Annotated in this window: 17 protein-coding genes and 1 pseudogene; 14 read left to right on the top strand and 4 right to left on the bottom strand. The window is 63.4% G+C overall.

Annotated features, from left to right (window positions below; all coding sequences use genetic code 11):
- Window positions 1-7: 7 nt before the first annotated feature.
- The 13 genes and pseudogenes from ACX1DW_RS09395 (at window position 8) to ACX1DW_RS09335 (ending at window position 17274) form a co-directional block, all read left to right on the top strand.
- Entirely contained in the window at window positions 8-3148 is a 3141-nt protein-coding gene (locus ACX1DW_RS09395) for an efflux RND transporter permease subunit (protein WP_023114182.1), read from the top strand.
- A gap of 150 nt (window positions 3149-3298) precedes the next feature.
- On the top strand, window positions 3299-4294 hold the full coding sequence (locus tag ACX1DW_RS09390) for an IS5-like element ISPsp6 family transposase (protein WP_003282265.1): 996 nt from the start codon (window positions 3299-3301) through the stop codon (window positions 4292-4294).
- Window positions 4295-4939: 645 nt separating this feature from the next.
- Window positions 4940-5065, top strand: a pseudogene (locus ACX1DW_RS09385) (recombinase family protein); the annotation flags it as partial.
- Between the two features lie 1027 nt (window positions 5066-6092).
- A complete protein-coding gene (locus tag ACX1DW_RS09380) occupies window positions 6093-7628 on the top strand; it encodes a sigma-54 interaction domain-containing protein (protein ID WP_231098821.1) in 1536 nt (511 codons plus the stop codon).
- A 307-nt stretch (window positions 7629-7935) separates the two neighbouring features.
- Entirely contained in the window at window positions 7936-8493 is a 558-nt protein-coding gene (locus tag ACX1DW_RS09375) for an OsmC family protein (RefSeq protein WP_161612597.1), read from the top strand.
- Window positions 8494-8521: 28 nt separating this feature from the next.
- Window positions 8522-9664, top strand: coding sequence for an acyl-CoA dehydrogenase family protein (locus tag ACX1DW_RS09370; RefSeq protein WP_042939177.1), 1143 nt, complete (start codon window positions 8522-8524; stop codon window positions 9662-9664).
- Window positions 9661-10995: an FAD-dependent oxidoreductase gene (locus ACX1DW_RS09365; RefSeq protein ID WP_042939174.1), complete on the top strand. Its 1335-nt coding sequence runs from the start codon at window positions 9661-9663 to the stop codon at window positions 10993-10995. Before ACX1DW_RS09370 ends, ACX1DW_RS09365 begins: the two co-directional genes overlap by 4 nt.
- 27 nt (window positions 10996-11022) lie before the next feature.
- The gene (locus tag ACX1DW_RS09360; RefSeq protein ID WP_046622317.1) at window positions 11023-12417 is read left to right on the top strand and encodes an ABC transporter substrate-binding protein; all 1395 of its coding nucleotides are present in this window, start codon (window positions 11023-11025) and stop codon (window positions 12415-12417) included.
- Between the two features lie 10 nt (window positions 12418-12427).
- Complete coding sequence (gene ntrB / locus ACX1DW_RS09355; protein WP_046622320.1) at window positions 12428-13282, top strand: nitrate ABC transporter permease; 855 nt, start codon at window positions 12428-12430, stop codon at window positions 13280-13282.
- Window positions 13272-14195 carry an ABC transporter ATP-binding protein gene (locus ACX1DW_RS09350; protein ID WP_046622323.1) on the top strand — a complete coding sequence of 308 codons (924 nt, stop codon included), beginning with the start codon at window positions 13272-13274 and terminating at the stop codon, window positions 14193-14195. Before ntrB ends, ACX1DW_RS09350 begins: the two co-directional genes overlap by 11 nt.
- Window positions 14196-14305: 110 nt before the next feature.
- Window positions 14306-15544: an alginate export family protein gene (locus ACX1DW_RS09345; RefSeq protein ID WP_042939167.1), complete on the top strand. Its 1239-nt coding sequence runs from the start codon at window positions 14306-14308 to the stop codon at window positions 15542-15544.
- A gap of 35 nt (window positions 15545-15579) precedes the next feature.
- Window positions 15580-16395: a sulfite exporter TauE/SafE family protein gene (locus ACX1DW_RS09340; protein ID WP_042939165.1), complete on the top strand. Its 816-nt coding sequence runs from the start codon at window positions 15580-15582 to the stop codon at window positions 16393-16395.
- 15 nt (window positions 16396-16410) lie between these two features.
- Entirely contained in the window at window positions 16411-17274 is an 864-nt protein-coding gene (locus ACX1DW_RS09335; RefSeq protein WP_042939162.1) for an MBL fold metallo-hydrolase, read from the top strand.
- 391 nt (window positions 17275-17665) lie between these two features.
- Here ACX1DW_RS09335 and ACX1DW_RS09330 read toward each other — a convergent pair whose 3' ends face one another.
- From ACX1DW_RS09330 to ACX1DW_RS09315, 4 genes are all read right to left on the bottom strand, one after another.
- Window positions 17666-18121, bottom strand: coding sequence for a VOC family protein (locus tag ACX1DW_RS09330; RefSeq protein ID WP_161612595.1), 456 nt, complete (start codon window positions 18119-18121; stop codon window positions 17666-17668).
- Window positions 18118-21150, bottom strand: a complete 3033-nt coding sequence (locus ACX1DW_RS09325) for a Tn3 family transposase (RefSeq protein WP_161612593.1) — start codon at window positions 21148-21150, stop codon at window positions 18118-18120. Before ACX1DW_RS09325 ends, ACX1DW_RS09330 begins: the two co-directional genes overlap by 4 nt.
- Window positions 21147-21740, bottom strand: a complete 594-nt coding sequence (locus ACX1DW_RS09320; RefSeq protein ID WP_066690344.1) for a recombinase family protein — start codon at window positions 21738-21740, stop codon at window positions 21147-21149. Before ACX1DW_RS09320 ends, ACX1DW_RS09325 begins: the two co-directional genes overlap by 4 nt.
- Before the next feature lie 305 nt (window positions 21741-22045).
- Window positions 22046-22255: a hypothetical protein gene (locus tag ACX1DW_RS09315; RefSeq protein ID WP_161612591.1), complete on the bottom strand. Its 210-nt coding sequence runs from the start codon at window positions 22253-22255 to the stop codon at window positions 22046-22048.
- Between the two features lie 90 nt (window positions 22256-22345).
- Here ACX1DW_RS09315 and ACX1DW_RS09310 point away from each other — a divergent pair, with 90 nt between their 5' ends.
- Entirely contained in the window at window positions 22346-23995 is a 1650-nt protein-coding gene (locus ACX1DW_RS09310; protein WP_161612590.1) for a methyl-accepting chemotaxis protein, read from the top strand.
- Window positions 23996-24015: the final 20 nt, after the last annotated feature.

The raw sequence follows: 24015 nt of genomic DNA, 5'->3' as shown, positions 1-24015 counted from the left end.
CGCGGATATGCTCGAACGTATCATTCGCGCGTCCATCGCGCATCGCTGGCTCGTGCTTCTATTGGTGCTGGCCCTGTCCGGGCTGGGCATCTGGAACTACAGCCGCTTACCGATCGACGCGATACCGGACATTACCAACGTCCAGGTACAGATCAATACTGAGGCGCCGGGCTACTCGCCAATGGAGGCTGAGCAGCGCGTCACTTTTCCGGTTGAGACGGCGCTAGCTGGCCTCGCCCGGTTGGAATACACCCGCTCGATTTCCCGCTACGGCCTGTCGCAAGTCACTGCGGTCTTTGAGGACGGCACTGATATTTACTTTGCCCGCCAGCAGGTCGCCGAACGCTTGCAGCAGGCATCTTCGCAACTTCCGGCGGGCCTGAATCCTTCTCTCGGGCCGGTGGCAACCGGCCTGGGCGAGATATTCATGTATACCTTGGAACCCGAAAAGGGCTACGAGGAAATATGGACACCGACGGCGCTGCGCACATTGCAAGACTGGTCGGTGCGTCCGCAGCTCCGCAATCTGAAAGGCGTCACCGAGGTCAACACCATCGGCGGTTACGTGCGTCAGTTCCACATCACACCCGATCCGGTCAAGCTACTGGCCTACGAGTTGACGATGAACGACGTGCTGAACGCCGTTGCGCGGAACAACGCCAACGTCGGTGCCGGCTACATCGAACGTCACGGCGAGCAGTACCTGATCCGCATCCCCGGACAGGTAGGCGACATCGAGCGACTGCGGAAGATTGTCGTGGCAACGCGCGATGGGCTGCCACTCCGAATGTCCGACGTGGCGGAAGTTCTGGAAGGTAGCGAACTGCGAACCGGCGCGGCCACAAAAGACGGCAAGGAGGTCGTGCTGGGAACAGCATTCATGCTGATTGGCGAGAACAGCCGAGCGGTTGCACAGCGCACGGTAGAAAAGCTCGCTGAAATCGACGCGACACTTCCCGAGGGAGTCCGAGCGCACGCGGTTTATGACCGCACTCAACTCGTTGATCGCACCATCGCAACCGTGCAGAAGAATCTTCTGGAAGGCGCGTTGCTGGTGATTGCCGTGCTGTTCATGTTGCTAGGCAACCTGCGCGCAGCCCTGATAACCGCAGCGGTCATTCCGCTCGCCATGCTGCTGACGATCACCGGCATGGTGCAAAACCGAATCTCGGCCAACCTGATGAGCTTGGGCGCACTGGATTTCGGCCTGATTGTCGATGGCGCGGTCATCATCGTGGAGAACTGCTTACGCAGGTTCAGCGAACGACAGCACCAGCTCGGTCGGCTGTTGACCCGCGATGAGCGTTTCTCGCTGGTTTCGAGCGCCAGTGCAGAGGTCATCAAGCCTGCCCTGTTCGGATTGTTCATCATCACGGCGGTTTACCTTCCAATATTCGCGCTATCGGGTGTGGAAGGAAAGATGTTCCATCCGATGGCTCTTACCGTCGTGATCGCATTGACTGGTGCGATGGTGTTGTCCCTGACTTTCGTGCCCGCTGCGGTCGCGTTGTTTGTCACCGGCAAGGTTTCCGAGAAGGAAACCAAGGTGATGCGGGGCATCAGCCGCTTCTATGCGCCACTTCTCCAGAAGGCAATCAGGCTGAGAGTCGCCGTCGTCGCGGCGGCAGCGGTGTTGGTAGTGCTGTCTGGTTTGCTTGCAACGCGCCTTGGCACCGAGTTCATCCCTAATCTGGATGAAGGCGACATCGCCTTGCACGCGATGCGGATTCCCGGAACGAGTCTGACCCAGGCGATTGGCATGCAGCGCCAGTTGGAAGCGCGGATCAAGGAGTTTCCAGAGGTTGAGGAAGTCTTTGCCAAGATCGGTACTGCCGAGGTTGCGACTGATCCCATGCCGCCTTCGGTAGCTGACACTTTCATCATGCTCAAGGATCGCAGCGAATGGCCCGATCCGCGCAAACCGAGAGCCGTATTGCTTGCCGAGCTGGAAAAGGCGGTGAACACCATTCCCGGCAACAACTACGAGTTCACTCAGCCCGTGCAGATGCGCATGAATGAGTTGATCGCGGGTGTTCGAGCCGAGGTGGCGATCAAGGTGTATGGCGATGACATGGAGCAACTGGCCCAACTAGGCTCCAAGATTGAAGCCGTGGCCGAGAGTATCGAGGGATCTGCTGACGTGGCGCTCGAACAGATTACGGGCCTGCCGCTGATGACGATCACGCCGAACGTGGATGCACTGTCTCGATACGGTCTGGCGATCGCTGACATACAGCAGACGGTGGCAATCGCTCTTGGTGGTGCCGTCGCTGGTCAGGTGTTTGAGGGCGATCGCCGCTTCGATATTGTGGTTCGGTTGCCCGAAGCGCAGCGCCAAGACCCTAAAGCACTGGCGACACTACCCATTCCCGTCCCGAGCGGCACTGCTGCCGCACCGGGCCAAGCCGGTTACGTACCGCTTGGCCAGCTTGCGTCAATCGAAGTGGCACCCGGCCCCAATCAGATCAGCCGCGAGAACGGTAAACGCCGGATCGTCATTACCAGCAATGTGCGCGGACGCGATTTAGGGTCGTTCGTGGAAGAACTGCGTGAGCGCGTAAGCCGCGAAATCACACTGCCAGAGGGCTATTGGGTCAATTACGGAGGCACGTTCGAGCAACTCATTTCGGCGAGCCAACGGCTGTCCGTCGTCGTGCCGGCTGTACTGGTTCTGATCTTCGGCCTTCTGTTCATGGCCTTCGGCTCGGGCCGGGACGCCACAGTCGTCTTTAGCGGCGTGCCATTGGCACTGACAGGCGGCGTTGCCGCATTGTGGCTACGCGATATTCCGCTTTCGATTTCGGCAGGGGTTGGATTCATCGCCCTATCCGGTGTGGCGGTGCTCAACGGCCTGGTGATGGTGAGCTTCATTCGCAAGCTGCACCACGAAGGCACGCCGATTCACGATGCCATCGTGAACGGCGCGATGACGCGGCTACGCCCGGTACTGATGACTGCGCTGGTTGCAAGCCTTGGTTTCGTCCCGATGGCCGTCAACGTCGGAACGGGTGCGGAAGTGCAACGACCCCTTGCAACCGTCGTCATTGGCGGCATTGTTTCCTCGACGCTGTTGACGTTACTGGTGCTGCCGGCCCTGTATCGCCTCATCCATCGGCGCACCGATAGCCAGGACACCGCGCCGGCGTAAGCAAGACGCCAATTTCAACGGTTCGCATGGCGCGGCGAACGAGAAAGACGCTTGCCGCACCCGAACCACATGGATTCTTAGGGAGACACTGCATAAATAGCCAGCCGCCCCCACCCTTGGCACACTGAGCCCCCTCAACCAGCCCCCTCCATGAGCTTTGTTACGCGCGTGCAGAAGACCTTCTCCGAACTCGAATATACCGGCAAGAAAAAGCAGACTCGCCGAGATCGCTTCCTGGCTGACCTTGAACAGCTGGTGCCCTGGGCACAAGTGGAGGCGCAAGTGGCGCCGTTCTATAGCGACACCACAGGCAAGCGTGGACGCCCTGCGATTGGGTTGTCGCGCATGCTGCGCATGTATGTCGTGCAGCAGTGTTTCGGTCTCTCCGATGAAGGTACCGAAGATGCCGTCTACGACAGCCAGGCCATTCGTGGTTTCATCGGCATCGACCTGGGCCGTGAGTCGGCACCGGATGCCACTACCTTGTTGCGATTTCGCCGCTTGCTGGAAACCCATCAGCTAACGCGGGTGCTGTTTGAAACGATTAACCAGCATCTGGCCAGCCGGGGTCTGCTGCTCAAGGAAGGCACTATCGTCGACGCTACCCTGATCGCCGCGCCGCCCTCGGTCAAGAACCGAGAAGGTAAGCGTGATCCTGAGATGCATCAGGCCAAGAAAGGCAATCAATGGCACTTCGGGATGAAGGCCCACGTTGGTGTCGACGCCACATCGGGACTCGTGCACAGCGTGGTAGGGACTGCCGCCAACGTGGCGGATGTCACCCAGGTCGATCAGTTGCTGCACGGCGCCGAAACCTATGTTTCGGGTGACGCTGGATACACTGGTGCGGCCAAGCGACCGGAGCATGCTGAACGGGACGTTGTCTGGTCGATTGCAGCACGGCCAAGCAGTTACAAACATCACGGCAAAGACAGCGTGCTGTACCGAGTCAAGCGCAAAGTCGAATACGCCAAGGCGCAGCTGCGTGCCAAGGTCGAGCATCCCTTCCAGGTGATCAAGGTGCGCTTCAATCATCGTAAGGTTCGCTACCGTGGACTGGAAAAGAATACGGCGCAGTTGTTCAGTCTGTTTGGGTTGGCCAATCTGGTACTGGCCAAGCGGTATTTGCAACGGACGGCGGGATAAGTCCGTCCGAAAGGCGGGGCTGGCCCGCTAATCAGCAAAATCAGGGTAGAAATCGGCCCAAGAAACGCAGAATAAGGCCGGTAGGTTGAAAAAACCGGGTTGAAAAAGGGGGACGGTGAGAATTGGCTAATTGTTCAGCGTCTCCTTAGGAGAGTAATTGAGGTATGAAATTCATGCGTGAAAGATCACTTGAAGTAATGCCGGATCGCCATCGACCGACCTGGCAACGGACTTCCCTGTTTCTTATGGCGACGACTATCCGTCTCCTTTCCAGATCCGCCGATTAAAGGCCGCGCCCAGTTGGATGGCAAGTGGCCGGCGCCTTCGAGGTGCTTCGCCGTGTTCCGTTTGCCTGCCTTCCTGACCGCCACCCTAGTGGCTTGTCCGGTCGTGACGCTACATGGGCAGAATTTCTGCATGCTGACCAGTATCAAGCCGCTCTAAAGTCCGCTACCGGAAAGCGCTGTTTAGCGGTGAGAGACGGGGAAAGTGCGGAAGCTACTACCGACGCAAGCGATGTGGTGAGCAGTCCTCAGGTATGTGCGAAATTGCACTCCTCTTGACCACCAATTTGGGTTGGCGTTGACCACGGATTGCGTTCAACTTGACCAGGGCGTGTCACTGTCACGACCGTCAGAGAACAGCCACAAGCGGGCCAAGGAGCTGCTGGGTGCTGGCCTGGGCATCCGGGCCACGGCTAGGCACGCTGGGTGCTCCACAACTACAGTATTACGCATTCGAGACCACCTGCTTGCTCCAAGCACTAACTAAACAGGGACGGGCATGAAAGAGTATGAAGCGCTTTTGAACAAAGGCAGCCAAATAGCAGGCGCTGCGGTAGGTGGGGCAGTGGGCTCACTGGCTGGCCCTGGTGGGACCCTAGCGGGGGCCGCAATTGGGGCTGCAGCTGGAGAGGCCTGCGTTGTCGTCCTGGACGACCTCGCTCAACGCTTCCTGTCGCCGCGAGAGGAGCAGCGGGTGGGAGGTGTGGCGGCCCTGGCCATTGAGGGGATGTGGTGCGTGTCGAAGTCGAGGGGCTTGGTTACCTTGAAAACACCGTGGTAGAGGCTGAGTGAGGGGCTTGATTGGGGCGGCGGAGTGGAGTTTAGAGCTGCGAGTAGGTTCATCTCAATCAGAGGGGCCGGTGTCCAGTGCGGCAGGTGCCAATGCTTGTGGTTCAGCGTCATCAAACATGTGACTCCCCCGCCGGGATTCTTTGAGCGTGGCCATCGCGTAGCCCAAGCACGATGCGCACAGGCGCATGCCTTCGGCCTCGCCATCGCGCCAATGCGCCTGCAATAAGCCATGCCCTGTCTCAGCTGTGCTGGCGTCGCACTCGTTGCACCGTACGACTTTCTTCAGCCCTGCAGTCCGTCTCCGACAGAGAAAGCCGGGGGGGGGAACCTAACAGCAGCCGGTTCAGGACGCTTACAGTCGAGCAGCAGGGTACGAATCAGTGACTCTTGCTCGGAGGTCAGGCTGCGGTGCTCCCCTGGCAGCGCCCCGCGTTGGCCACCCTCGATAGAGACCTCTTTGCCTTGGGGCTCCCCGGCTGCGACCCAATGCGGCACGGTGCGCAGATGAACTCCAACGGCTTGGCCGATGGCGCTGTAGGTATGCCTCTGCTCGTTGGCGTGATTCTTGCTGTTCGTCAAATAGCCCGGCATTGCCCTTAGCGTATTCCCCAGATACTCGGTAATGCACTGCGTCCTTCATGAAAGAGATCCAAGTCCGCATGCCAGATAACTCTAAAATCGACGACCTCAATAGCTCACCTGCCTTCTGGCGCTCACAGGAAATGCTCCTGCTGCAGCAGGTCATGGCCCTGGCGGGCAAGAGCCTCGCCGTCGAGCCGGTGTTCAAGGAAATGCTCCACCTGCTTTCCGAGCTGCTGGGCCTCAATCGTGGGCGGATCGTCCTGCTCGATGAGGATGGGCGTGGAGGGACCATTCGCTATGCGTATGGCCTGACCAAGGAGGAGGTGGTGCTCGGCCGCTATGCCTTGGACGAGGGTGTTACCGGCAGGGTGCTGGCGCATGGCCAGGTGACCATCGTGCAGGACATCGACAAGGAGCCGATCTTCCTCGGCCGCATGGTCGAACGCAGCAAGCTGCCGGCAGGGCCAGTGTCCTTCATCGCCCTGCCGATCCAGATCGGCCAGAAGACTGTCGGCGTGCTGGCCTGCCATCGCATCCGCATGCGAGCCCGGCCGCTGGCCGACGACCTGACCATACTGCGCATCCTGGCGACGCTGGCCGGACAGATGCTGCATCTGCACAGCTACATCGAGGAGAAGACTCTGGCCCTGGAACAGCGCAACGACATGCTGACCCGTGCCCTGCATGCCGATGCAACCCGTTATGGCATCGTCGGTACTTCCCCCGAACTGCTGCGGGCGATTTCCGAGCTGGAGCGGGTATCCAGTGCCACTGCCAGCGTGCTGCTGCTCGGTGAGTCTGGCAGCGGCAAGGAGCTGTTCGCCCGCGCCCTGCACCTGGCCAGTCCCCGCCGCGACAAGCCGTTCATCAAGGTTAATTGCGCCGCCATTCCCGATACCCTGTTCGAGTCCGAGCTATTTGGTTACGAGCGTGGTGCCTTCACTGGTGCCACGGCGTTGCGTGCGGGCTGGTTCGAACAAGCTGACGGCGGCACCATCTTTCTCGACGAGATTGGCGAGCTGCCGTTGGGAATGCAGGCTAAGCTGCTGCGCACCCTGCAGGAAGGCACCATCACCCGCCTGGGGGGCAAGCGGGAAATCCCGGTCGACGTGCGCCTGGTGGCAGCGACCAACCGTGACCTGGCGATCGAGGTCGCGCGGGGCCAGTTCCGCCAGGACCTCTACTACCGACTCAATGTCATCCCGATCCACCTGCCGTCGCTAGCCGAGCGGCGTAGCGACATTCCAGCCTTGGCCATGCACTTTCTCAACCGGGTCAACCAGGCCAACCAGCGCAACATCAGCCTGACCTCCGATGCCATCGCCCGTCTGCAGAATCACCCCTGGCCAGGCAACATCCGCGAGCTGTCCAACGTCATCGAGCGTGTGGTTTTGCTGGCCGATAAGTCGCCGCTGAATGCCGGCGATCTCGAACCCTTCTTGAACACTGGCGAGACGGTCGAGGAGGTGCAGGTACAGCCGGTCAGCAGCCGGCTGCAGGCAGAGCCATTGATGATGTCCTTGCCAATGCGCCCCTACGCCCCGGCTGGCTCGCACTCCGCTGATGCGTTGCAGCAGGCGCTGCTCCAGTGCGGGGGCAACAAGTCGCGTGCAGCCCAGCTTCTCGGTCTGACTTCGCGCCAGTTCAACTACCGCTGGCAGAAGCTCGGCCTGTAGGCCGCAGCCCGACTCTCCCCGCGTTTTCCTCCCTCAGGGCAGACCACGGGCTGCCCTGAGCGTTTCTGTCTCTGCAGTTTTGCTGCGTCGGGACCTGTCGACAATGTCGACAATGTTGCCAATTGGCTCTGTGCAAACCGCTGTCCGCTCCTCTGGTGAGGCGTTCGAAAGTCGGGGGTATTGGATTCAATCTATTGATTCTATTGATGTTTTCTGTGGTTTGTGCGGTTTGGCACGCCCCCTGCAATCAAGCATTCGACACCCGATGGAGCAGCCGCGCTGCTCACCAGATCCGCTGGAGAATGCCATGACCGCAGCAACCGCCACTTGCCCGAGGACCGTGAAAACCTACCTGAAGCCGATCGATCGCAACGGGCTGATGGCCTTCGCCGAGAAGGGGCGCAACAACCCGGCCACCCGTGGCACCAACAAGGTCCACTCCGTTATGCAAGGCATGTATCGCAGCCTGAGCTATGTCGGTGATCACCAGCCGGTAGTGGTCGACGAGCCGCTGCACCTGTTCGGCGAGGACACCGCGCCGGCCCCGGGCGAGATCGTCCTCTCCGGCCTCGGTGGCTGCCTGGCCGTGGGCATCACCGCGGTGGCCACCTGGAAGCAGGTGAAGCTGAGCAAGCTGGAAATTTTCCTCGAGGGCGATATCGGCAACCCGGCGGCCTGGGGTGCCGGTGGTGCCGAGATGGCGCCTGAGCAGATGGGCTTCCAGGCGATTCGCGTGAAGGTGCTGGTGGAGGGCGATGCGAGCCGCGAGGAGCTGGACGAAATCGTCAAGCACGCCAACTTCTACTCGCCGGTGGCCAACACCATGCGCAACCCGATTCCGTTCAGCATCGGCCTGGCCGACTGATCCAGCACACGCCTAGCCGGAGGATGCCATGAACAGTCTTGCAATCGCAGTTCCCACCACAACCACCGCCTGGACCGACGATGCCCGCGTGCTCGCCGACGTGGGCCGTATCGCCCGCGGTCCGCTGGCCCAACTGGTCAACCGCATCGACCACGAGGGCTACTACCCGCTCGATATCATGGCTGCCCTCGGCGAGAGCGGCGCACTGGGTGTGCATCTCGACAGCCACGGCGGCCGCTTCGGCCTGTCGCTGGCGGCTATGCAGGAGGTCAGCCGAACCTGCGGCTCGACCGGTTTCCTGACCTGGTGCCACGACGTCTGCGGCCTGTACATGGAGCAGTCGGGCAACCCGGCGCTGCTGTCACGGCTGAACGACCATGCCATGGGGCGGACGTTCGGCGGCACCGCGCTGTCCAACCCGATGAAGTCGCTGGCCGGCATCGAAAACATGCTGCTGCGCGCCCGCAAGGTGCCGGGCGGCTACAAGGTCAGTGGTTCGCTGCCCTGGGTCAGCCACATCGCCAAGGGCCAGTACTGCGGCGCGATCGCCGCGGTGGAGCGCGACGACGGCTCGCGCTCCCACGAGATCATGTTCCTGCTCGATCTCGACGAGCGCGCCGAGCTCAAGGCCTGCCCGGAGTTCTCCGCAATGGAGGGCACCAGCACCTGGCGCATCCAGCTCAATGACTACTTCGTCGGCGAGGACAGCATGATCGCCGACCCGGCCCGCCCGTTCATCGCCCGCATCCGCGCCGCCTTCGTGCTGCTGCAAGCCGGCATGGCCACCGGCATCGTCCAGGGCAGCCTCGACTCGATCCGCGAGGTCGAGCCGGTGCTCGGCCACGTCAACCGCTTCCTGCACGACCGCCCGGACGAGCTGCAGGCCGAGTTCGACGAGTTGGGCGGGCGGATCATGAAGCTGGCGCAAAGCCCCTTCGACGGCAGCAAGGACTTCATGCTGGAGGTGCTCGACGCCCGCACCCAGGGCGCCGAGCTGGCCCTGCGCGCCTCGCAGTCATCCCTGATGCACCAGGGGGCGCGCGGCTACCTGAAGAGCGCCGCGCCGCAGCGGCGCATCCGCGAGGCGCAGTTCGTCGCCATCGTCACTCCGGCGATCAAGCATCTGCGCTGGGAGATGGCCCGCCTGATGAAAGAGGAGATGCCGGCATGAGCGCCATCACCCAAGCCTGGCGGCAGTTCATCTGTCGCGCCTGCGGCCTGATTTACGACGAGGAGATGGGTGATCCGGACAGCGGCCTGGCCCCCGGCACCCGCTTCGAGGACATCCCCGAAGACTGGGAATGCCCGCTGTGCGGCGTGACCAAGCTGGACTTCGAGCCTTTCGTCAGACGCGATGCCGCGCCCGCCTGTGCGGTGCAGGGCGCGCCGCAGGGCAGGGGAGTAGTGGTGGTCGGCGCCGGCCTAGCTGGCTGGGCCACCGTCGAAGCCCTGCGTGAGCTGGATGCCGAGGTGCCGATCACCCTGATCAGCGCCTGTAAGGGCGACCTCTACCACAAGCCGGAACTGTCGGTGGCGCTGAGCCGCGGCCAAACGCCCGAGGCACTGGTCCGCGAGACGGCGGCTGACGCCGCCCGCCGCCTGGGGGTGCGCTTGTACACGGAGACCTTCGTGGTCGGCCTGGCCCCGGCGCTCCACCAACTGCGTACCACCCGCGGCACCCTGGCGTACACCCAGCTGGTGCTGGCCCAGGGCGCGCGTCCTGCACTGCCGGCCGCGCTTCCGCCGGCGCTGTGCTGGCGAGTCAACGACCTGGCCGGCTGGAGCGGCCTGCAGGCACAGCTGGCCAAGGCGCCGCAGCGGGTGGCCATCGTCGGCGCCGGCATGGTCGGTTGCGAACTGGCCGAGGACTTCGCCCGCGCCGGCCATCAAGTGACCCTGCTGGACCGCCTTGCCCTGCCGCTGGCGGGCCTGTTGCCTGAGATTGCGGCACAGCGCCTGCGCCAGAGCCAGGAGCGCCTCGGCGTCAGCTATCTCGGTGCTGTCCAGGTCGCAGGCATCAGCGCCCAGGACGATGGCAGCAAGCTCATCACCACCCAGTGCGGCCAGAGCCTGGTCGTCGATCAGGTCGTCGCCGCCACCGGCCTGGTGACCGATGACCGTCTGGCGCGGATTGCCGGGCTGGCCTTCGACAAGGGCATCCGGGTCGACCCCTGCACCCTGCAGACCAGTGCCGCGGATGTCTACGCGCTGGGCGACTGTGTCAGTCTGGACGGCGCAGCCTGCCGCTTCATCGAACCGATCGCTCGGCAGGCGAGGGCGATTGCCCATGCCGTGCTCGGCAGGGCTGGCGAGAGCTACGCCCACAGCCAGCCAGTGATCCGCCTGAAGACCCGCTCCCTGCCCATCGAGATGCATGGCACGCCTTGTGCTGAGGGCGAGTGGCTTGTGGTGCGTGAAGACGACAGCTGCCTGCTGATGGAGCAGCTGGTCGACGGCCGTACCGCTTCAACCTTGCGTGTAGGTCAGGCCAAAGCAGCTTGATCGGATGAGCCAAAAGAGGGCACAGCCATGACCGATAAGAATTTCTACCGCCCCTATTCGGAGCACAGCAGCCTGTCGGGCTGCACCTGCGGGGCCCACGGCAGCCAGCAGGAGCATGACCTGCAGGCCGAGCGGGAGCGTCTGGCCCGCGGCCGCGACAGTGAAGCCCTGTCCCGCGATTTCGTCGAGGCAGCCGCCGTGCGCGCGCTGTTCCCTCACGATGCCACCCGCCGCCGTTTCCTCAAGGCGGTGGGCATGGGCACCGCGATGGCGGCCATCGCCAGCGTGCTGCCGCTGCAGTCGCTGCAGGCGATGGCTGAGGAAAAGGGTCCGCTGGAGAAGAAGAACCTGAAGATCGGCTTCATTCCGATCAACTGCGCCACGCCGCTGATCATGGCTGACCCGATGGGCTTTTATAGGGAGCAGGGGCTCAACGTTAGCCTGCAGAAGACTGCCGGTTGGGCGCTGGTTCGCGACAACATGCTCAATGGCGAACTGGATGCCTCGCACTTCCTCGCCCCGATGCCCCTGGCCATCTCCATGGGCCTCGGCTCCAGCGCCCAGCCGATGCGCGTGGCGACCATCCAGAACACCAACGGCCAGGCCATCACCCTGGCACTCAAGCACAAGGACAACCGCGATCCGCACAACTGGAAGGGCTTCAAGTTCGCCATCCCCTTCGAGTTTTCCATGCACAACTTCCTGCTGCGCTACTACCTGGCCGAGCATGGCCTGGATCCGGATCGCGATGTGCAACTGCGGGTGACCCCGCCGGCGGAAATGATCGCCAACTTGCGCGCCGGCAACATCGACGGTTTCCTCGGCCCGGATCCCTTCAACCAGCGCGCGGTGTACGACGGCATCGGCTTCATCCACATCCTCTCCAAGGACATCTGGGATGGCCATCCGTGCTGCTCCTTCGGCACCTCGCAGGCGTTCATCGAGCAGAACCCGAACACCTTCGCCGCGCTGTACCGCGCCATCCTCAATGCCGCGACGGCCGCCAACGATCCTGCCAACCTGCCGGCGATTTCCCAGGCCATCTCCACGCCGAACTACCTCAACCAGCCGGAGATCGTCATTCGCCAGGCGCTGACCGGGCGCTATGCCGACGGCCTGGGCAAGGTGCAGAACGAGCCGGACCGCGCCGGCTTTGATGCGATGCCCTGGTACTCCATGGCGACCTGGATGCTGACCCAGATGAAGCGCTGGGGGTACGTGAAGGGTGAGATGAATTTCAGCGCACTCGCCGAGCAGGTGTTCCTTATGACCGACGCCCGCCGGCAGATGGCTAGCCTGGCGATGAGCGAGGCCAATGCCGAACCGGCGTCCGGCTACAAGAGCTTCTCGGTGATGGGCCGGCCGTTCGATCCGCGCCAGCCGCAGGCCTATCTGGATGGCTTCGCCATCAAGCGCAGCTAAGGAGAACGTCATGGGCAAATCGATACGTATGAAAGCCGCGCTGCTGTCCTTCGTGATGCTGCTGGTGCTGCTGATGGTCTGGCAGGTGGCGAGCCTGCCTGGCAAGCAAGCCGCCACCAGCGCGATGGACGAGGAGTACGCCCTGCTGATGGGGCAGACCGTCAGCGGTGAAACGAAGGAGGTCAACGGCATGCCGACCCCGGCGCAATTCGCCGGCCTGGCCTGGAAGCAGCTCAGCGATCCCTTTTACGACAACGGTCCCAACGACAAGGGCATCGGCATCCAGCTGGCCCATTCGCTGGGGCGCGTGGGGCTCGGCTACCTGATCGCCGCGCTGGTGGCGATCCCGCTGGGCTTCGTGATCGGCATGTCGCCGCTGCTCTACAAGGCCTTCGATCCATTCATCCAGGTGCTCAAGCCCATCTCGCCGCTGGCCTGGATGCCGATCGCGCTCTACACCATCAAGGATTCCACCACCTCGGCGATCTTCGTGATCTTCATCTGCTCGGTCTGGCCGATGCTGATCAATACCGCCTTCGGTGTCGCCGGGGTGCGCAAGGACTGGCTCAACGTCGCCCGCACCCTCGAGGTCGGTCCGTTGCGCAAGGCCTTCCAGGTGATCCTGCCGGCTGCCGCGCCGACCATCATCACCGGCATGCGCATCTCCATGGGCATCGCCTGGCTGGTCATCGTCGCCGCGGAAATGCTGATCGGCGGTACCGGCATCGGCTACTTCGTCTGGAACGAGTGGAACAACCTGTCCCTGGGCAACGTGATCTTCGCCGTCCTGATGATCGGCGTGATCGGCATGCTCCTTGATCTCCTGTTTGCCAGCCTGCAAAAGAAGGTGACCTATGTCGAATGAAGCTCACAAGCACAGCGTCCCCTTCATCAAGGTGGAAGGGTTGACCAAGCGCTATCGCGACGATCTGCCGCCGGTGTTCGAGAACATCAACTTCAGCATCCAGCAGGGTGAGTTCATCTGTGTGATCGGTCACTCCGGTTGCGGCAAGAGCACCATCCTCAACGTCATAGCCGGCCTGGAAGAGGCCAGCAGCGGCGGGGTGGTGATGGCCGGCAAGGAAATCTCCGGTCCCAGCCTGGACCGTGGCGTGGTGTTCCAGAGCCACGCGCTGCTGCCCTGGCTGACCGTGGAGCAGAACATCGCCTTCGCCGTGCGCTCGCGCTACCCGGAGTGGTCGCGCAAGCAGATCGCCGAGCATGGCGCCCGCTTCCTCGACATGGTCGGCCTCAAGGCCGCCGCGCAGAAGAAGCCCAGCGAACTTTCCGGTGGCATGAAGCAGCGCGTCGGTATCGCCCGCGCCTTCGCCGTGGAGCCGAAGATGCTGCTGATGGACGAGCCGTTCGGCGCGCTGGATGCGTTGACTCGCGGTGTGATTCAGGACGAGCTGCTGAAGATCTGCTCAGCCACCCGGCAGACGGTGTTCATGATCACCCACGACGTCGACGAGTCGATCCTGCTGGCCGACAAGATCATGCTGATGAGCAACGGCCCCCATGCGCGAGTGGCCGAGATCGTCATCAACACCCTGCCGCGTGATCGCAGCCGCGAAACCATGCACCACGACCCGCAGTTCTACCGCATCCGCAACCACCTGGTGGACTTCCTGGTGCGCCGCTCCAAGGTCATCCAGCAGAGCGGGGCGCCGGCGCAGGCCGGTGGCGAGCCGCTGATCGTGCGGCCGGGGCTGGAAAGTGACGAGCCGCCGCCCGGCCCCGAGCAACCACAGACCTCCAGGATGCGCGTCGTCGCCTGACTGACCATCCTGTAACGCCCCTTCCCGATCCGCTAATCAGCGGCCGCCAGAACTCCGGTACTGGCGGCACGGGAAAGGTGCGCCCTGAAAAACTTGCCAGGAAAGCCCCCATGCGTGCCAACACTCTGCTGTGCCCCCTGTTGCTGGCCTCGACTGCGCCAGCTGTAGCCCAGCCCGAAGAAGCCCTTGCCAACCTGCTTACCCAGGGCAAGCCGATCCTCGATCTGCGTTATCGCTACGAGCACGTCGATCAGGACAACGCCCTCGACCATGCCAACGCACAGACCCTGCGCACACGCGCCGGCTTCCAGAGCGGGAGCTGGTACGGCTTCTCCGGGGTGCTCGAGGTCGACAACCTCAACCGCATCGGCGACGAGCGCTTCAACGATACCCGCAATGGTCGCGGCAATTACTCGGTGGTGGGCGACCCCGACGGTACTGAAATCAACCAGGCACTGCTGCGCTACGACCATGCGCAGGGAAGCGCTGTGGCCGGCCGCCAGCGCATCGAGCTGGACAATCAGCGCTTCGTCGGCGGTGTCGCCTGGCGGCAGAACGAGCAGACCTACGACGGCTTCCTTGGCCAGCTCAAGCCGCTGGACCAGCTGACCCTGACCTACGCCTACCTCGACAACATCAACACCACGTTCGGCCCCGACGGCCAGCACGGCTATCCGACCAATCCGGCGAACATCGAGGGGCACAGTCACCTGTTCAACGTCGCCTATGCTTGGCGCCCGGAGCTGAAGGTCACCGCCTACAGCTACCTGCTCGGCCTCGACAACCTGGCGGTGGCGCCAACCGCGGCGCCGGGCAGCCAGTCCAGCCGTACCAGCGGTGTGCGTCTCGCCGGCGCGCGGGAGGGCTTCAGCTACACCCTGGAATATGCCCGCCAGCGCGACTACGGCAACAATCCGCTGGACCTGAACGGCCACTACTTCCTCGGCGAGCTGGGCTACCAGCAGGGCGGCTACCTGGCCAAGGTCGGCTACGAGGTGCTCGGCGGGGAGGAAGGTGCCGGCAATCGCGCCTTCCAGACGCCGCTGGCGACCAAGCACCAGTTCCAGGGCTGGGCCGACCTGTTCCTCATCACCCCGGCAGCCGGTATCCGCGACAGCTATGTCGGCGGCAGCGTGCCCCTGCTGGGCGGCAGCCTGCAGGCCTGGTACCACGACTTCCGGGCCGACCAGGGGGGCGACAGCTACGGCCAGGAGCTGGACGTGGCCTACAGCCGACCGATCCCCTATGTGAAGAACCTGGTGGCCATGGCCAAGTACGCCCGCTACGACGCCGACGAGTTCGCGGTGGATACCGACAAGTTCTGGGTACAGATGCAGTACCGCTACTGATCGGCGACGGGCGCCGCTCAGGCGCAGGAGGACGCATGTTGCTGGAAAGCCTTTACGGCCTGGGTGTGGGCCTGGCGCTGGGCATGACCGGGGGAGGCGGGGTGCTGGCCGTGCCGGCGCTGGTGCTCGGCTTGGGCTACAGCCTGCCCGAAGCGGCGCCGGTGGCGCTGGTCGCGGTGGGTGCTTCGGCCTTCCTCGGCGGTCTTGATGGCCTCCGCCGCGGGTTGGTGCGCTACAAGGCAGCGCTGCTGATGGCGCTCGGCGGCGCACTCTGCGCGCCGCTCGGGCTGCGGCTGGCGGCCGTTCTGCCGGTGGCGGCGCTGATGCTGCTGTTCTGCGCCGTGCTGCTGCTGATCGCCGGGCGCATGGCGGGCCAGGCCCTGACCAGCCCTGCGCCGGGCGCGGTACCCGAGGCCTTGCGCAGAAACTGCATGCTCAACACCGAGACCGGGCGCTTGCGCTGGAATTCGCGGTGCTTCTTCAGCTTGTCCGCCATCGGTGGCCTGTCGGGGCTGTTCAGCGGCCTGCTCGGCGTCGGCGGCGGCTTCCTGGTCGTCCCCGGGGTGCGCCAGTTCAGCAACCTCGGCATGCACGGCATCGTTGCCACCTCGCTGATGGTGATCGCGCTGATCTCCGCCAGTACGGTTGCCGGTTTCCTCTGGTCCGGCGGCAGCCTGTCCGCCGCGGCCTGGATGTTCATCGCCGGGTCCGGCTGCGGGATGCTCGGCGGCCGTCTGCTGGCCCCGCGGGTGCCTGCCCGCTACCTGCAACTGGGTTTCGCCCTGCTCGCCGGCCTGGCCGCGCTGATGCTGCTGGGCAAGACGCTCATATCCCTTTTTCCGCTTCACTGAACCCCGGAGCCCGCCATGCAGCCGCATGTGGAAAGCTTTTTCGACGCGCAGACCTCGACCTTCAGCCATGTGGTGCACGCCGGGCCGGGCACGCCCTGCGCCATCATCGATTCGGTGCTCGGCTATGACCCGAAATCCGGACGCACCGATACCCGGGCGGCCGATGGAATCCTCGCTTACGTCCAACAGCAACGGCTCGCGGTGCAGTGGCTGCTGGAAACCCATGCCCATGCCGATCACCTGTCCGCTGCCGCCTACCTGCGTCAGCGCCTGGGCGGCAGGATCGGCGCCAGCGGGGCGATCCGTAACGTGCAGAGGGTGTTCACGGGCATCTACAATCTGCCCGCGGACTACTGCGCGGAGCATGGCCAGTTCGATCACCTGTTCCAGGCCGACGAGGCCTTCACCATCGGCGAACTGCGTGCCCGCGCTCTGCACGTGCCCGGGCATACGCCGGCGGATCTGGCGTTCCAGATCGAAGAGCGTCTGGTATTCGTCGGTGACACCCTGTTCCCGCCGGATGTCGGTACCGCCCGCTGCGACTTCCCGGGAGGCTGCGCCGCCCAGCTATATCGCTCGATCCGCCGCCTTCTCGCCCTGCCGGGAGAGACCCGCCTGTTCATGTGTCACGACTACCCGCCGTCTGGGCGCAAGCCGATTGCCGAGTGCTCGGTGGCCGAGCAGCGCGCGGCGAACATTCACATGCATGATGGCGTGGGCGAGGGGGACTTCGTTGCCATGCGCAACCAGCGCGACGCGCAGCTCGACATGCCCAACCTGCTGCTGCCCTCGATCCAGGTGAACATCCGGGCCGGCGTGCTGCCTGAGCCTGAGGGCAATGGGGTGCGTTATCTGAAGATGCCGCTTGATGTGCTCTGAGGAGCTGTTACAGGACGGGGTGCGTGAGGTAGATAGCCAGGGGCGGTTAGCAGCCCTGGTCTATGAACGAAAGGAGAGAGAAGGGTAGGTGTTGACCCGAAGTGGCCAGTGGCGACAGGCAGAAATCGGCCGATTCTGTTGAAAAAGGCGGTCTTTGCTGGAGCCGCTTTCAATCGTTCAAAAAACGCACGGTTTTGGCGTTGCTACGCGAATTCTGAAGCAGACTCGGTGCGGAGCTGCTTCAGATTTCAACGTCAGCGGCCTACTTTCGCACGCAGAAATCGTAGAGGGACTTTTTCAACAGAATCGGCCGACTGCTGCCGGTCGAGAGAGGCCGCAGTCGACTCGATGCGGCCGTTCGCGGAGGGCGCAAGCCGGCGCCCGTCGAGCGTCAGCCGCGCCGAGCCGCTTCGATCGCGGCGATGTCGATCTTGCTCATCTGCATCATCGCGTCGAATGCGCGCTTGGCCGCCTCATGATCGGGATCGGCCAGCGCGTCCATGAGGACGCGTGGCGTGATCTGCCACGACACCCCCCACTTGTCCTTGCACCAGCCGCATTCGCTTTCCTGGCCCCCGTTGCCAACGATCGCGTTCCACAGGCGGTCGGTTTCGGCTTGGTCGTCGGTGGCAACCTGGAATGAGAAAGCCTCGTTGTGCTTGATCCCCGGGCCGCCGTTGAGGCCCATGCAAGGAATGCCCAGCACGGTGAACTCGACCACCAGGACATCGCCCTGCTTGCCGGCGGGATAGTCGCCGGGAGCGCGAACGATGGCTCCCACTGCACTGTCCGGAAAGGTCTCGGCGTAGAAGGGGTTGTAAGCCGGAACCGCCGAAATTTCCGTCACCCCAGTTCCAGCCCCGCCACGAGCGCATCGAGGTCGATGACCTTGCCGTCGCTCTGGAAGGTGTAATGCCCGTTCAGCAGGATGTGCCGCCAGGCCGCCGGCGATATCTGGGTGATGAGTTCCAGCGCCCTGGCGTTGCAGGCCGCCTCGTATTTCGTCAGCAGCCGCGACAGGATGGCCGAGTTGTAGTAGATAACCGCGTTGGCGATCAGCCGGGCGCACTGGTTGCTGATCTCGATTTCGATGTCGGTACGGCCGGTCAATTCCTTCTTCCCGCCGACCTGGGCGATGGTCGAGCGTAGCTGGTGATAAGACTCGATGCGGTTTTGCGAGCGGTGTACGTTCCGTTCGAGTTGCGGGTCGCGCAGGTAGCGCAACGTGTAGATGCTGCGCACCAGCTTGTCGAACTCGAAGATCGCGCGCCGCGTCGGATTCGGCGCGGTGTAGGTGCACAGTTTCCGGATCAGCGTGCCCTGCGTCATTTCCTTCAGGCCCAGCGTGGCGACGATCCGGTCGATGTTCGCCTTCTCGCTGACGATGAGTTGCCGGTCGATTTGGCCGACCGGCCGGATCAGGCACTTCTCGTACAGCGCCGGATCGTCGGCGCAACAATACAGCTCCTGCAACTGGTCGTCGAGGTCGGTGAAGCGCGGCTCGAAACGCAGGCCGAACCAGTGCAGGATGGCGAAGTTGGCCTTGTTGATGCTGTGCATGTCGCCGGTGATCGCGGTCGGCACGATGTCGGACGTGTTGCGATACCAGATGTCGAACACGTGGTGAGCCTCGTACTCATGCGCGCCAATCAGATAACCGTTCAGCGGCACGTGGTTGCACAAGAGCGTGTAGGCAACGACGCCCTTGCCGCGCCCGAAATACTTGCGCGAGTAGCGCGCCTTCACGGTCGGCCGTTCGACGCCGAATTTCTGCCCATCGACGGCGCCGTACAGCGCATCGAGGTCGAACGAGTAATGCGGGAAGATCGGCAGCGCGGCAATGGCGTTGCTGATGCGGTCGTTGGCAGCATGCAGCGACGCCTGGCGCAGGTACTGCTGGTAGGTATTTTCCAGCACGTGGTACGGGATGTCGCTGGTGCGCGCCATGACCTGGTTGCCGTGGTTCATCGCCTGCGCGATGATGACCGCCATCAGGCTGTCGGCATCCGCTACCTTCTTCGCGTAACGCGGCTGCAATGGCGTCAACGCCGACAGGAACTGGCACTGGCCGTTGACGAAGCGGAACACATCAGCGACATCGCAGAACGGCAGTTGCTCGTAGAACGCCTGCTCGCGCGCCTTCTGGTTTTCGCCCTTGGGCTTGCGCCAAGTCAGCTTCTGCGAGTCCTTGTCGTATTCCAAGTGCGTCAGCTTGCCCTGTTTCAGCTCGCGGTTGAACGCCAGCCATTGCGCGTGCAGCTGGGCCGCCAGCGCATCGAGTTGGGTATCGACCGGCTGCCGCAAGAACGGGATGTCCATCTGTGCCAGCACGTCGGCCTTCCCGTCCATCGAAACCAACTCGTCGGAGAAATGCCGGTGCTGCAAGCTGTCGTCGAGGTAGAGTTCGCCCGACTGGAAGCGCTTCCTGACCTGGCGGTACAGCCAGAACTCGTAGCGGTCGGCGTGCAGGCCAGTCGGCTTGCCATCGGCGTCGAAGGTCAGCAGGTACGGCCGCAAGCGTTTCGGCAGCGTGGCCGCCGGACATTCGGCGAGCGGCCGTTGCGACAGGCGCTGCTGTTTGGCGAACGCGCCCTTAGCCCAGGCCAGCGCCGCGAGCCACGGGCTGTCCGGATCAGTGCCGGCGAAGTCGAGCGCGACGTACAGCGGCCGCAGATGGCGTCGGATGCGTTCGGCCAGACCGTCCACCGCCTGCCAGTGCAGCGCCAGTTTGTTCAGCGGCTTGACGCTCATGCGCTGCGCGGTGCTTTGCAGCGCGTCCCTGGACATGATCTTGTAGGCGCGCTGGCGCACCTCACCGAACGGCGTCGGATCGGTCACGCTGTCGTCCACGTACAGCGACAGCAGGCGGCCAACCTGCGGCGTTTGCTGATGGCGTCGTACCTGCTCGGCGACGAAGGACTGCTTCGCGCCCGCGCTGCTTTCATCCTCTAGTTGCTTCATGTGGAAGGCCATCGCATCGACCAGGTTGTCGGTGAGTTGCCGGTAACGCACCCAGGCATAGCACAGCAGGTAGAGCCGGGTCTGATCCGCCTTCAGGTTGCGCAGGTCATGGACGGTATAGAAGTTCGCCAGGCTCGCGTAGTACAGCAGGTTTTGCTGCGAGATACCCAGCTTGGGCAGCAGCGCCTTGGCGATCCCGTGCAGCGGCTCCAGCGTGGCGCGCTTCCCGCGTTCGCGGGCCATCTGACGCCAGCCGAAATCCTTGGCGTCCTGCTTGAGCGCCGCCAGTTGCGACAGGGTGTCGTCACGAACCAGGAGCTGGGCCAGCGTGGCCTTGGCTGATTCGTCCAACACTTCCGCCAGCAGGCTGCCCAGCCGCCGACGTTCGGCGGACAAGACTTCACTGACCAGCTCTTGCAGGGTGGTGTAGCCGGGCCGGATGATCTTGTGCCCGTTGAGCCAGACGATCAGCTCGGCGGCGACGAACCCAAGCGTCACGTCACGGCGCACGATCTGCTCGGCCTGCTGCGCCAGTTGCGGCAGGAAGTCGGCTGCCCACGGCCGGTAGCCGAACAACTTGGCAACCCGCTCGCGCTGGGTGTAGTGCTCGTGCTTGGTGATCGCCTTGCGCTCGAACGGCTCGCCGTGGAAATAGCGGCTCAGCACGAAGGCACAATCGTCCTCGACCTCGCTCCAGTCGAAACGGAAGAAGGCACGCTTGGCCTTGAAGTAGCCGATTTGCAAGACGCAATAGACCTGAGCATGGAGGCCGGGCCGGCTACTGGCGAGCGCCAGTTCGGTTTCAGTCAGTGCCAGGTATTCCAGCCGCTGTGCATCATCGAAATCCGGCAGGCCGTACAGGGCTTCCTGCTCGGCATCCGAAAGGATGGTCAACCGCTCGCTCTTGCCGATCATCGTGATGACGCTCCACGGGAGCCCGTCCAGCCGATCCGCGCCAGGGTCTCAATCAAGGTGGTGCGCTTGACGCTGAAATTGCGACATACCGCCGCCTTGGACATGCCGCCGTCCAGCGCGGCGACGATGGCGTCGAGCTTCTCGCCGGTGATCGCCTGCGGTCGCCCGCCGATCCGGCCGCGTTTGCGCGCGGCGGTCAGGCCAGCGACGACGCGCTCCTGGATCAAGGCGCGCTCATACTGCGCGAGTGCGCCGAACACCTGGAACAGGAACTCGCCCGAGGGCGTCGTGGTGTCCAGGTTCTCCGTCAGCGAGCGGAACGCCACCCGCTTGTCCTTGAGCGAGGTCACGATGGCGAGCAGATGCGACAGCGAGCGGCCGAGCCGGTCGAGTTTCCACACGACCAGCACATCGCCAGGCCGGACGAATTCGAGCGCCCGCGCCAAGCCGGCACGGTCATCCTTCGCGCCGGATGCTCGATCCTCGAACAGATGGCGCGGATCGATGCCGGCGGCGAGCAGCGCATCGCGTTGCAAGTCCGTGCTCTGGCGGTCGGAGTCCGACGACACGCGCATGTAGCCAACCAACATAGGCGGATAACCATTAAAAATAGGTTTCCGTATGGTAGCGCATGGCGACATGGTTTTCCGCACAATTTTGAGGCCATCCAGAGGTTGGTGCACATGACTGTTGCAGATAGGTCGCAAAACACTGGGTTTCCGGCTTACAACCCCTACCTGCTGACAAGATGACGAATAAATTACATTTGCGGAGCGAGTCAACAGGCCGGCCGCCATGTGTTTCAATCATGCAGGACGTCAGCTTGGTAGGTAGGGAGACGTTTTAGAATCGCAGCTAACCACTGCGCCATGGCTTTGATTCGGCCACCTCGAATCTAGCTGAGGCAAACTTGAGAGCAAGAAGTAGCAATGCACAGCAGAAAACACCTATCTGGCATTTTAATCCTGTTGGTTCCGGCTTCGCTTGCACTCGCCGAAGGGCTGCCAGGCGTTATCGTCAGTGCTTGAACCTGCGCAAACAGCGCACGGATCAGATCGTTCTTCTCGGCGTGGCCGAGTCGGTCGAGATCGGGCAGTTCATTCATGCCCTCTCTTATCGGCTCCGCCTGCCTGTCCTCAAACCCGGAATAGCGATGCTATTCCGGCCTACCTGAGTAGTTATCATGGGAGAAATCATGCTTGCGAAGACCAGTTCGCGTTTGTGGCTGCTTGCCGCGTTGAGCCTGGGCAGCCTCTTGGCGTTGGGCGGGGCCGGATTTTTCGGCCTGCATTACCTGCACGGCGGTTTGCGCTCGGCGCTCGAAACCGAGGGGCGGCAGATGGAGATACTGGTCGCCCTGGAGCGCGCGCAGACGCACTTGCACAGCCAGATGATCGGCTGGAAGAACATCCTGTTGCGCGGCCACGACAAGGCAACGTTCAACCGCCACGTGGCCGATTTCGAGCGCGAGGAGAAACAGGTGCAGGCCTTTCTCGCCAAGGGCGCCGAATTGATGGATGCGCAGCGGATGGCGACGGACGAAGTGCGCGACCTGCTGGCAACGCATCGCGCCATCGGCGAGAAGTACCGCAAGGCGCTGGCAACCTTCGATCCGTCGAATCACCTCGCCGGGCATGCGGTAGACGACCTGGTCGCGGGGATCGAAACCGGACCGTTGGCCAAGACCGAGGCCTTGCTGCAGAAGATCGAGAACCACGCGCGCAGCGTCGCCGCCGAAACCATGGCCCAGAGCGACGACCTTTACGGGGGGACCCTGCGCGTCTTCGGCATCCTCATCGCCCTGGGCGGCGGTCTTTCGCTGGCGGTGTCCTACGCGATCATCCGCAGTCTGCTGCGGCAATTGGGCGGCGAGCCCGCCGAAGCGGCGGCGATCGCGCGGCGCATCGCCGAGGGCGACCTCGCCTTTCAAGTCCAGACGTTGCCGGGCGATGCCGGCAGCCTGATGGCGTCCATGCTGCGCATGCAGACGAGCATTCGGGACGCCGTCGGCCAGGTACGGCGCGGTGCCGATGCCCTGCTGATGTCGGCGCAGCAGCTTGCCGCGGCCAGCCGCGGGGTGGCCGCCAGTTCGGCGGAACAGGCGCAGGCGGCGTCGAACACGACGCAGGCGGTCGAGCAGATCACACAGCGCATCGGGCAGATCTCCGCAAGCGCGATGGACGCCGAGAGCATCGCCGCGCGCTCGGGATCCTTGTCTTCCGAAGGCGAGCGCATCGTCCTGGATGCCGCCAGGGAGATGGAGCAAATCGCCGCTACGGTGCAGCAGGCGGCATCGAGCGTGCAGCAACTCGGCGACGATTCAAAGCAGATTTTCGCCATTGTCAGTGCCATACGGGAGATCGCGGACCAGACGAACCTGCTGGCCTTGAACGCGGCGATCGAGGCGGCCCGCGCCGGCGAACAGGGCCGAGGTTTCGCCGTCGTCGCCGATGAGGTCAGGAAGCTCGCCGAACGAACCACGCAATCGACGCAGGAAATCACCGACATGATCAAAGGCGTCGAGGCCCTTACGGCCCGCGCCGTCGACGGCATGGACACCGGCACGAAGCGTGTCGGCGCCGGGGTGGAGAAGGCGGGCGAGGCGGCGCGTTCGATGGCCGACATGCGGCAGGGGTCGGCGGACGTCATCGTCGCCGTCGGCGCGATCTCGTCGACCCTGGCCGAGCAGCGGCAGGCCTCCGGGGCGGTGGCCGAAAACGTCGAACAGATCGCCCAGTTGTCGCGGCGCAACAGCCAGGCGGTGGAAGACATCGCCGACGCGGCGCGCCAGTTGGAATCGCTCGCGTCCAATCTGCAACAAGCCACGGCGAAATTCCTCGTTTAGCCGATCGCCGCCGGCGCGCC

The organism is Stutzerimonas sp. KH-1, from assembly GCF_054483855.1.
The sequence above is the reverse complement of the archived record's forward strand: the minus strand, read 5'-3'. Positions and strand labels throughout refer to the sequence as shown.

Bases quoted from the DNA above. Each gene is read 5' to 3' on its own strand.
- ACX1DW_RS09375 (WP_161612597.1), top strand. From the start codon at position 7,936: ATGACCGCAGCAACCGCCACTTGCCCGAGGACCGTGAAAACCTACCTG.
- ACX1DW_RS09365 (WP_042939174.1), top strand. From the start codon at position 9,661: ATGAGCGCCATCACCCAAGCCTGGCGGCAGTTCATCTGTCGCGCCTGC.
- ACX1DW_RS09320 (WP_066690344.1), bottom strand. From the start codon at position 21,740: ATGTTGGTTGGCTACATGCGCGTGTCGTCGGACTCCGACCGCCAGAGC.
- ACX1DW_RS09310 (WP_161612590.1), top strand. From the start codon at position 22,346: ATGCTTGCGAAGACCAGTTCGCGTTTGTGGCTGCTTGCCGCGTTGAGC.
- ACX1DW_RS09360 (WP_046622317.1), top strand. From the start codon at position 11,023: ATGACCGATAAGAATTTCTACCGCCCCTATTCGGAGCACAGCAGCCTG.
- ACX1DW_RS09390 (WP_003282265.1), top strand. From the start codon at position 3,299: ATGAGCTTTGTTACGCGCGTGCAGAAGACCTTCTCCGAACTCGAATAT.
- ACX1DW_RS09315 (WP_161612591.1), bottom strand. From the start codon at position 22,255: ATGAATGAACTGCCCGATCTCGACCGACTCGGCCACGCCGAGAAGAAC.
- ACX1DW_RS09340 (WP_042939165.1), top strand. From the start codon at position 15,580: ATGTTGCTGGAAAGCCTTTACGGCCTGGGTGTGGGCCTGGCGCTGGGC.
- ntrB (WP_046622320.1), top strand. From the start codon at position 12,428: ATGGGCAAATCGATACGTATGAAAGCCGCGCTGCTGTCCTTCGTGATG.
- ACX1DW_RS09335 (WP_042939162.1), top strand. From the start codon at position 16,411: ATGCAGCCGCATGTGGAAAGCTTTTTCGACGCGCAGACCTCGACCTTC.
- ACX1DW_RS09350 (WP_046622323.1), top strand. From the start codon at position 13,272: ATGTCGAATGAAGCTCACAAGCACAGCGTCCCCTTCATCAAGGTGGAA.
- ACX1DW_RS09370 (WP_042939177.1), top strand. From the start codon at position 8,522: ATGAACAGTCTTGCAATCGCAGTTCCCACCACAACCACCGCCTGGACC.
- ACX1DW_RS09325 (WP_161612593.1), bottom strand. From the start codon at position 21,150: ATGATCGGCAAGAGCGAGCGGTTGACCATCCTTTCGGATGCCGAGCAG.
- ACX1DW_RS09380 (WP_231098821.1), top strand. From the start codon at position 6,093: ATGCTCCTGCTGCAGCAGGTCATGGCCCTGGCGGGCAAGAGCCTCGCC.
- ACX1DW_RS09345 (WP_042939167.1), top strand. From the start codon at position 14,306: ATGCGTGCCAACACTCTGCTGTGCCCCCTGTTGCTGGCCTCGACTGCG.
- ACX1DW_RS09395 (WP_023114182.1), top strand. From the start codon at position 8: ATGCTCGAACGTATCATTCGCGCGTCCATCGCGCATCGCTGGCTCGTG.